This window comes from Variovorax sp. P2_H12, assembly GCF_056403395.1.
Window position 1 is genome coordinate 173401 of record NZ_JBFUFO010000005.1, and the last position, 9008, is coordinate 182408.

Sequence of the window (9008 nt, forward strand, 5' to 3'; positions counted from 1 at the left end):
CGAGGCGCGTCACCAGGAGCCCCCAGCGATGAGCAGCAAGACAGGCAATGAAAGATCCCAGCCCACGGCGCATGCAGCCGAAATCGTGCGCGAGTACGGCCCCTTTGCCGGCGCCGACAACGTGCACGGCATCACCCACGATGGCCAGCGCGTCTGGGCCGCCACCGGGGCCAGGCTGATCGCCTTCGATCCCGGAAGCGGCGAGGCCACGCGCACGCTCGACCGGGCCTGCGACGCCGGCACCGCCTTCGACGGCACGTATCTCTACCAGATCGCCGAGGCGCGCATCGACAAGATCGATCCCGTCACCGGCCGCGTGGTGGCGTCCATCCCGACGCCCGGCCACGGGCACGACTCGGGGCTCGCCTGGGCCGAGGGCAGCCTGTGGGTGGGGCAGTACCGCGATCGCAAGATCCACCAGATCGATCCGGCCACCGGCGCGGTCATCCGCACCATCGAGTCCAACCGCTTCGTCACCGGCGTGACCTGGGTCGATGGCGAGCTGTGGCACGGCACCTGGGAAGCGGATCAAAGCGAAATCCGTCGAATCAACCCGGAAAGCGGCGCGGTGCTCGAACGCCTGGAGATGCCGCACGGCATCGGCGTGAGCGGGCTCGAGTCCGACGGGGCCGATCTCTTCTATTGCGGCGGCGGCGCCAGCGGAAAGGTCCGCGCGGTGCGGCGTCCGAAAGGCGTCCGGCCCTGACCGCCTGCCCCAGGCGCATTGACGAACCTTGAACGGCTTTTCGAACCCAGGAGCACCCCATGAACACCGCGATTTCCGAAGCGAGCCCCGTGAATTATCCCGTCGTGTCGGGGGACCGATGGGTTGCCGAACGCAAGACCCTGCTGGCGCGCGAAAAGGAGCTGACCCGCCTGCGCGACCAGATCGCCCGCGAGCGCCGCGCGTTGCCGTGGGTACGCATCGAGAAGGACTACGCCTTCGATGCGCCCGAAGGCCGGCGCGCACTCGCCGAGCTGTTCGAAGGCCGCCGCCAACTGCTGGTGCAGCATTTCATGCTCGGCCCGGGGTGGGAGCAAGGCTGCCCGAGTTGCTCCTTCATGGCCGATCACATCGACGGCATGCGCGTGCACCTGGCGCATCGCGACGTCACGCTGCTGGTCGTCTCGCGCGCGCCGCTGGCCGAGATCGAGCGCTTTCGCCGGCGCATGGGCTGGCAGTTCAAGTGGGTGTCCTCGCATGGCAGCGACTTCAATCACGATTTCGGCGTCAGCTTCACGCCGCAAGAGCGGACCAGGGGGCAGGGCGAGGTCTACTACAACTACGCCATGCAGCCCTTCCCGGCGGAGGAAGCGCCCGGCCTCAGCGTCTTCTACCGGGACGACGCGGGCGGGATCTTCCACACCTACTCGACCTACGGGCGCGGTGTGGAGGTGATGATGGGAACGTACAACCTGCTGGACCTCACCCCCAAGGGCCGCGACGAGAACCCGGGCCACGGCATGGATTGGGTGCGCCACCACGACCGCTACGAGCCGGCACCGCTGGTGAAGCCGGCGCCGGCGGCCGGCTCGTGCTGCGAAGCGCACGGCTGAGCCCGCCTCGCCTCGCCTGGACGAACGCGCCATGACGAACCTGTGGCCGTGGCTGGCGATTGCCGGCCTCGGCGCCTTTCATGGATTGAGCCCGGCGAACGGCTGGATGTTCGCTGCCGCCTGCGGCGTGCGGGCGCGCGACGGGGCGCAGGCGCGGCGGGCCCTGCTGCCCATTGCCATCGGGCACGCCGCGTCGGTCGCGGTCGTGGCTGGCGCGGTCGCACAGGGCCTCACGATGGACCGCGCGCTGGTCCAGGTCCTGGCCGGCGCGCTGCTCGTCGGCGCGGCGTCGTACCGCTTGCTGCGCGGCGCCGGGCCGCGCAAGCCGATCGGCGCGCGGGCCGGCCACGCCGCCATCGCGTGCTGGTCCTTCCTGATGGCCACCGCGCACGGCGCCGGGTTGATGCTGGTGCCGGCACTCCTGCCGCTGTGCCTGGCCGACGATCCGGCGCGCGAGATCACCGCGTCGGGCTCGCTGGCGCTGGCACTGGCGGCAGTCGGCCTCCACACGGCTGCGATGCTGGCCACGACCGGCGTCATCGCCACCGGCGTGTGCCGCGGTGTCGCCATGCACCCTGGGCTGCTGAGCGGCCAGGCGCTGCGCCGGGCCTGGACCGCGGCGCTGGCCGTCACCGGTGTGCTGTTGATGGCGCTTCGCTAGGTCCCGATGGAACCACTCCATCAAGGAAAGTACTCGAGCACCTCGTCAGCTGGACGGTGCACTGACGATCACCGACTTGAACGCCTCGATGAAGTCGGCCACCTGCTTCGGTGAGCGTTCGCCCTGCGGCAGCAGTGCCTGCACGCTGACGGGCACTTCGGGCAGCAGCGTGCGCACCTGCAGCGCGCTGCTGGTGGTGGCCGCGGCCGTGAACGAGTCGACGATCGCCGGCCCCAGCCCCTGCTCCGCGAACACCATCGCGATGTGGTGGGTCTGGGCCGTCAGGCCGCCCTTGGGCTCGGCGCCATGCCGCGCGCATTGCTCGGCCAGCATCGCCCCGATCGGATCGCGCTCGTCGATCCGGATGAATCCGCTGCGCAGCAGCTCGGCAAGCTCCACCGTGCTGCGCCGGTCGCTGCCGCGCGCAGGCCGCAACGACACGCACACGAGGCGCCCCGCCGCGATCGCCACCTGCTGGACGCCGGGGTGCTGGTTCAGGCCGTAGACGATGCCCACGTCGCCTTCTCGCAGCGCGATGGCCTGCGTGATCTCGTGCGAGTGCAGCATCCGGCTCGAGATCGCGAGGTCGGGATAGCGCTTGCGGAACAGCTTCAGGGCGTCCGGCAGCGCCCGCACCGCCAGGGAGGGCACGATCAGAAGCCGCAGCTCGTTGCGACCGCCCTGGCGCAGGCTGGTCGAGAGCCGCCGCACCGATTCGAGCCGGGAGACCAGCATCTGGACTTCCGGGTACAGCGCCTGGGCCTCGCTGGTGGGCACCAGCCTGTTGCGCTGGCGGGTGAACAGTGCGTAGCCCAGTTGCAGTTCGGCGTGCTGCAGCGTGAGGGTCACGGCGGGTTGCGTGACGTGGAGGAGCCGGGCCGCCCCGCTCGCCGTGCCGGTCAGCATGATCGCGTTGAAGACCTCGATATGTTTCAGTCGCACAGCCAACCTCCGGGGCATCGTCGTGGGCGACGCGCGTCATGACGCTGCGCCTCGCTGCCCATTGTCTCACCGCAGCACGCGAAGGTATTAGCCAGCTTAATGGTTCCTGGCAAACTTCCAATGCGACAAGCAGCACCGGACGGCACAGAATTCCGTCATGAACTCGACCATGCCTCGATCGCTGCTTGTCATCGGACCGCCCGGGCATCTCGGGGCGGCCGACATCGCGGCGAAGCTCGAGGCCCTCTGTGCAGGCCTGGCGCCCCGGCGGTACCGGGTCCTGCGCGACCGCGAATCGGCGTTCGACGACGCCACGGCGGCGAACGACGCCGACGTGGGGCGAGGCATGACGCTCCTCGATTCGATCTGGCGAACCGCAGGCGCCGGGCTGGCCGGCGCTCTGCTGCCGAGCTTCGCGTCGCACCGGTTCGCGTCCGAACTGGCCCCCGTCTCGCCGGTGCCGATCGCGAGCATCCTGGCCGCCCTGGTCGAGCACGTGACGGCCGTCTTCCCCGAGGTTCGCCGGATCGGCGTGCTGGCGTCCGCGCCGGTCAAGGCGCTCGGACTGTTCGAGCGTGCGTTCGAGGGCCGCGGCATCGAGTGGATCTACCCGCGTGCCCGGGCGCTCGATGATCTGAGCGTGCTGATCGAGGAACTCGGCGTCGCGTCATCGTCGAACTACACCGTCTCCGCCAGCGATCGACGCAGGGCCGAACGCGCGCATGACGACGTCGTCGCCCAGGGCGCGGAGCTGATCCTGGTCGCAAGCACGGTCCTGTGCGCTGTGCTGCAGGAACTGACGCTGCGTGCGCTGGCCGCAGGGCTGCCCCTGGTCGATTCCAACCAGGTCTACGCGGCGTTCGCTGCCTCGCAGGTCTTCGCTCCGGTGCCCCGGCCGTTCAAGGTCGGTGTCGTCGGGGGGGTCGGGCCGGCGGCGACCGTGAGCTTTCTCGACCAGCTGGTGCGAGCCACGCCCGCTGCGCGCGACCAGGACCATCTCAAGGTGGTCGTCGAGCAGAATCCGCAGATTCCCGATCGGACCGCCTACCTGGTCGGGGACGGTGCGGACCCGACGCTCGCGCTGTACGCCACCTGCAGGAAGCTCCAGGACGCCGACGCCGACGTCATCGCGATTCCCTGCAACACGGCCCACGCCTTCGTGAACCACATCCAGCCGATGCTGCAGATTCCGATCATTCACATGCTGCGCGAGACGGTCGATTTCATCGCGAAGGCCTACGGGAACGCGCGTCGCATCGGGCTGCTGGCGACCACCGGCACGATCGCGGCCCGCGTCTACCACGAAGAGATCGAGCGCGCGATGCGACAGGCCTTGACGCCGGACGCCGCCACCCAGGACCAGATCATGGATGCCATCTACGGGCCCCGAGGCGTGAAGTCCGGGTTTCGCGATCCGCAAGGCCGGGCCCGCGTGGAAGCCGCGATACGGGCGCTGGCCGGGCGGGGCGCCGAAGTGATCATCCTCGGCTGCACGGAGCTGCCCTTGCTGATTGAACAGGATCTCGGCTACCAGGTCGATGGCAGGACCGTCCCGATCATCGATCCGGCGCAGGTGCTCGCCCAGCGCTGCATCGCGTACAGCCGCGCGGCGAGCGGGCTGCCGTCCGGGATCAGAACGCCGGCACCAGCGCCCCGTTGAACCGGGTCTCGATGAAGCTCCTCACTTCGGCCGAGTGGTAGGCCTTCACGAGCTGCTGGGCCCAGGGCTTGTCCTTGTCGGCGCGGCGCACCGCGATGATGTTGGCGTAGGGGCCCTTCGGCGACTCCTTGATCACCGCGTCCCGGGCGAGCGTGAGTCCGGCTTTCTCCGCATAGTCGTTGTTGATCGCGGCGATCGCCAGGTCGTCCAGCGAACGCGGCAGTTGCGCGGCGTCGAGCGGCACCAGCTTCAGCTTCTTCGGATTCGACACCACGTCGAGCGGGGTCGCGGTGTTGTTCTTCACCGCTTCGGGCTTGAGCGTGATGAGCCCGGCCTGCTGCAGCAGCAACAAGGCGCGGTTGCCGTTGGACGGATCGTTCTGGATCCCGACCGAGGCGCCGTCGGGCAGCGCGTCGATCGACCTGATCTTGCGCGAGTAGAAGCCCAGCGGCGCGGTGATCGTCAGGCCGACCGGCACGATGTCGAAACCGCGCGCCTTGTTCTGGTTGTCCAGGAAGGGCTGGTGCTGGAAGGCGTTGGCATCGAGGTCGCCCGCGGCGAGTGCCGCGTTGGGCAACTGGTAGTCGTTGAACACGATGACGTCGAGCGCGAGGCCCTCGCGCGCCGCGGCTTTCTTGACCACCTCGAAGATCTGCTCGCCGCTGCCGACGGAGACGCCGACCTTGAGGGTCTTCTTGTCCTGGGCGTGCAGCGGGACATGGGCGGCGAAGAGCAGGGCGGAGAGGGCGGCGATGGCCGCGCGGCGATGGCGTCGAGTGAGCATGGGTGCGCGTCTGGATGAGATGAGAAGGCGCGACTGTGCCCGCGGCGCTCCCGCGAAGGAAGAAACAAAAACGCGAATCGATATCCGGGATTCGCCTGCGCGGGCTTCGTGTCAAGATGGAGGGCCATGCGCCGCCTGCGTTTTCTCACCAACCGCCATCGCTCGCCCTCGACCAACCGGACCCTGGGACTGTTGCTCGCCTTCAATGCGGGCGCCGTCAATGCGGGCGGTTTCCTGGTGCTCCACATGTACACCTCGCACATGACCGGCTTCGCCTCCCAGCTGGCGGATGGGCTGGTGCTGGGCAATGCGAAGCTCCTGCTCAACGCGCTGGGCGCCGTGCTGGCGTTCCTGACCGGCGCCGCGGTCTGCGCCATGCTGGTGAACTGGGGGCGCCAGCACCATCTGCGGGCCGTCTATGCGCTGCCCCTGCTGCTCGAGGCCGCGCTGATGCTTCCCTTCGGCCTGATGGGTGCGATCACGCTCACCTGGAACACGCCCTTTGCGGTGCCGATCACCGTGCTGCTGCTGTCGTTCATCATGGGCTTGCAGAACGCGGTGGCGTCCAAGACCTCCGGGGGCAGCATTCGCACCACGCACATGACCGGCAACATCACCGACCTCGGCATGGAGCTGGGCAAGTTCTTCTACTGGAACCGGGCCGGCAGCGCCGCCCCGGCCCGCGTGCACCACAACCCCCATCGCATTCGCATGGCCAGCGGACTGGTGGGCATGTTCGTGCTGGGCGGGATCGCCGGCGCGCTGGGCTTCAAGTATGTCGGCTTCATCTGCACGCTGCCACTCGCGGCGCTGCTGCTGGCGCTGTCGTTGCCGCCGCTTGCCCGGGATTTTCCCCGGTCCCGCCATCTGCGCCGGCTCGCAGGCTTCGTCGGCTGGCGGCCCAGCCCGTCGCGCCCGTCCGGCGGCGACTGACCCCGGGGCGCCCCAAGCAGGGCGCAGCGCCCGTCCCCAAGGCCGCCCATCAGGCCGACAGCCCTCCGCTGGGCCGCCAATTCGTCCGATGAATCCACGGGTGCGCGGTCTCCTTCTGAATGTTTGGGCGAAACGTCCGAAGGTGGTCGTCAAGGATGCACCAGTCCGATCCTTAATTCCAGAGCCGTCTCGGCCGTGCCATTTTGACGAATCGTGGGGCGGCCTATTGAGGAGGGGTGAGCGATAGCCAGCCGGGGCGTCTTCCGGAACTTGCCTGACGGAAGGCCAGGACGTTCACGTTCGTGGAAGATGAGGCGGAGTTTCAAGTCGGCTTCGGTGGATTCGCGCCGATGATCTACGAGTGTGATGCGGATCTCGATCTCAAGGACGTTCTGGATGTACGGGTGAGGGAAGGGCGGTTGCCGGTCCGGCTGAGCATCAACCTCAGGGTTGTCCGATACCTGCCGTTGCGATGCGAAGCTCCGAGCACGACAACGGCCTGACTCGTCGCGCGCTCGCACGCAGCCGGTCCCGAAGCGGGCAGAGCTCCATGGCGTCGGCCAAGGTGGCGTGGAAGTCTTGGACGTTCAAGCTCAGGAGCTCACGGATGCACTCGGCTTGTGCCGCACTGAAGCGCGTTGGCGTCAATGACTTCAGGAGCTGCGCCACGCCGGATTTGGCGTCGACGATCATGCCGTGCAAGGCGAGGATCGACTCGACCTGCTCGGCAGTGAACGTCGCCGGGATGGCCATGTCGAACGCCGTGCCGTCATCGACGGTCGACATGCAAGGGCTTCCCGCCATGGTCGGGACGCTGGCGAACGCAGAGAGATGGCAAGCTGGATTCATGACCCCAAAGCGTAGCGATCGCAGCCGACGCAAGGTATCAGATTCTTCCGAAAAGGACCCCGTCCGTCGGCAGGTCGCCCCGCCGGAAGCCAGTGTCGTTGCCGCCGCTTGCGCGGGATGTGCCCCGGTCCCGCCATCTGCAAGCACGTTTCATCCAACTGAGCGAAGGCGGCGCCTGCGCCGTTCAGGAAGCGCTACCCCTCCAATGCGGGGATGCCGTCGCAGCGGCGTTGACGCGCTGGTGTTGGCGAGCTGTCGAGGTCACGCACCTGGGGTGCGGCGCTCGCGCATTGAGCGCGGCCAGCTACTCGATCGCCTTGGCCATGTCCTCGACCACCTTCTTGGCGTCGCCGAAGACCATCATGGTCTTGTCCATGTAGAACAGTTCGTTGTCCAGCCCGGCGTAGCCCGCGGCCATGGAACGCTTGTTCACGATCACCGTCTTGGCCTTGTAGGCCTCCAGTGTCCTCCATCTCGAACACCTGGTCGTAGGGCACCTCGGCCTCSGCCARSAGCACGTTCATGTGYCCCGGCATGCGCCCGGCCACCGGATGGATCGCGTACTTCACCGTCACCCCCTTGTGGGTGAGCTTCTCGGCCAGCTCGTTCACCGCGTGCTGGGCCCGCGCCACCGCCAGSCCGTAGCCCGGCACGATGATCACCGTCTCGGCGTTGCTCAGCATGTAGGCCGCGTCGTCGGCGCTGCCGCTCTTGACCGGGCGCTGCTCCTKGGCGCCGGTGGCCGCCGTGGCCGCCTCGCCGCCGAAGCCGCCCAGGATCACGTTGAAGAACGAGCGGTTCATCGCCTTGCACATGATGTAGCTCAGGATCGCGCCCGAGCTGCCCACCAGCGAGCCCGCCACGATCAGCATCGCGTTGTTCAGGCTGAAGCCGATGCCCGCGGCCGCCCAGCCCGAGTAGCTGTTGAGCATCGACACCACCACCGGCATGTCGGCCCCGCCGATCGGGATGATGATCARSACGCCCATCACGAAGGCCAGCACCAGCATCGCGAGGAAGGCGCTCCAGCTCTCGGTGGCCACGTACACCAGGCCCAGCGCGATGGTCAGGAGGCCCAGCRCCAGGTTCAGCTTGTGCTGGCCSCGGAAGGCCACCGGCGCGCCCTGGAACAGGCGGAACTTGTACTTGCCCGACAGCTTGCCGAAGGCGATCACCGAGCCGCTGAAGGTGATCGCGCCGATSGCCGCSCCCAGGAACAGCTCCAGCCGGTTGCCCGCGGGGATGGCGTAGCGCAGGAAGCCGTCGATGATGGCGGCCCCGTCGGGGGTGTTGATGCCGACCGCGGCCGCCACCGGCGCCGGCGTGATGCCGAAGGCCCAGGGCTCGACCACCGCGGCCACCGCGATGAACACCGCCGCCAGGCCGATCATGCTGTGGAAGAAGGCCACMAGYTCGGGCATYTGCGTCATCTCGACCGTCTTGGCCCGGTAGGCGCCGTAGCCSCCGCCSACCACCAGGCCCAGGAGCACCCAGGCCATGCCCATCGCCTTGCCGCCCGACAGCTGCACGATCAGCGCCGCGGTGGTCAGGATGGCGATCGCCATGCCCACCATGCCGAAGACGTTGCCGCGGATCGAAGTCGTGGGGTGGGACAGGCCCTT

Annotated in this window: 8 protein-coding genes and 1 pseudogene; 5 read left to right on the top strand and 4 right to left on the bottom strand. The window is 68.3% G+C overall.

From position 1 onward, the window contains the following. The first annotated feature begins 28 nt into the window (after nt 1-28). From AC1DYK_RS05300 to AC1DYK_RS05310, 3 genes are read left to right on the top strand one after another with little or no spacing between them, the layout of a single operon-like run. Complete coding sequence (locus AC1DYK_RS05300) at nt 29-706, top strand: Vgb family protein (RefSeq protein ID WP_478165303.1); 678 nt, start codon at nt 29-31, stop codon at nt 704-706. Nucleotides 707-765: 59 nt separating this feature from the next. Next, complete coding sequence (locus AC1DYK_RS05305; protein WP_478165304.1) at nt 766-1557, top strand: DUF899 domain-containing protein; 792 nt, start codon at nt 766-768, stop codon at nt 1555-1557. 31 nt (nt 1558-1588) lie between these two features. After that, a complete protein-coding gene (locus tag AC1DYK_RS05310) occupies nt 1589-2218 on the top strand; it encodes a hypothetical protein (RefSeq protein ID WP_478165305.1) in 630 nt (209 codons plus the stop codon). A 45-nt stretch (nt 2219-2263) separates the two neighbouring features. Here the strand turns inward: AC1DYK_RS05310 and AC1DYK_RS05315 are convergent, their stop codons facing one another. Next, nucleotides 2264-3160, bottom strand: coding sequence for a LysR family transcriptional regulator (locus tag AC1DYK_RS05315; protein WP_478165306.1), 897 nt, complete (start codon nt 3158-3160; stop codon nt 2264-2266). A gap of 157 nt (nt 3161-3317) precedes the next feature. Here AC1DYK_RS05315 and cuyB point away from each other — a divergent pair, with 157 nt between their 5' ends. Beyond that, complete coding sequence (cuyB, locus tag AC1DYK_RS05320; RefSeq protein ID WP_478165307.1) at nt 3318-4820, top strand: cysteate racemase; 1503 nt, start codon at nt 3318-3320, stop codon at nt 4818-4820. On the opposite strand, the gene AC1DYK_RS05325 is transcribed toward cuyB, so the two are convergent. Further along, on the bottom strand, nt 4792-5604 hold the full coding sequence (locus AC1DYK_RS05325) for a MetQ/NlpA family ABC transporter substrate-binding protein (protein ID WP_478165308.1): 813 nt from the start codon (nt 5602-5604) through the stop codon (nt 4792-4794). The genes cuyB and AC1DYK_RS05325 overlap by 29 nt on opposite strands. A gap of 126 nt (nt 5605-5730) precedes the next feature. On the opposite strand from AC1DYK_RS05325, the gene AC1DYK_RS05330 reads away from it, so the two are divergent. Beyond that, nucleotides 5731-6537: a YoaK family protein gene (locus AC1DYK_RS05330; protein ID WP_478165309.1), complete on the top strand. Its 807-nt coding sequence runs from the start codon at nt 5731-5733 to the stop codon at nt 6535-6537. Nucleotides 6538-6981: 444 nt separating this feature from the next. On the opposite strand, the gene AC1DYK_RS05335 is transcribed toward AC1DYK_RS05330, so the two are convergent. Continuing rightward, complete coding sequence (locus AC1DYK_RS05335) at nt 6982-7323, bottom strand: hypothetical protein (protein WP_478165310.1); 342 nt, start codon at nt 7321-7323, stop codon at nt 6982-6984. A 367-nt stretch (nt 7324-7690) separates the two neighbouring features. Continuing rightward, nucleotides 7691-9008: pseudogene (locus tag AC1DYK_RS05340) on the bottom strand (NAD(P)(+) transhydrogenase (Re/Si-specific) subunit beta); the annotation flags it as partial.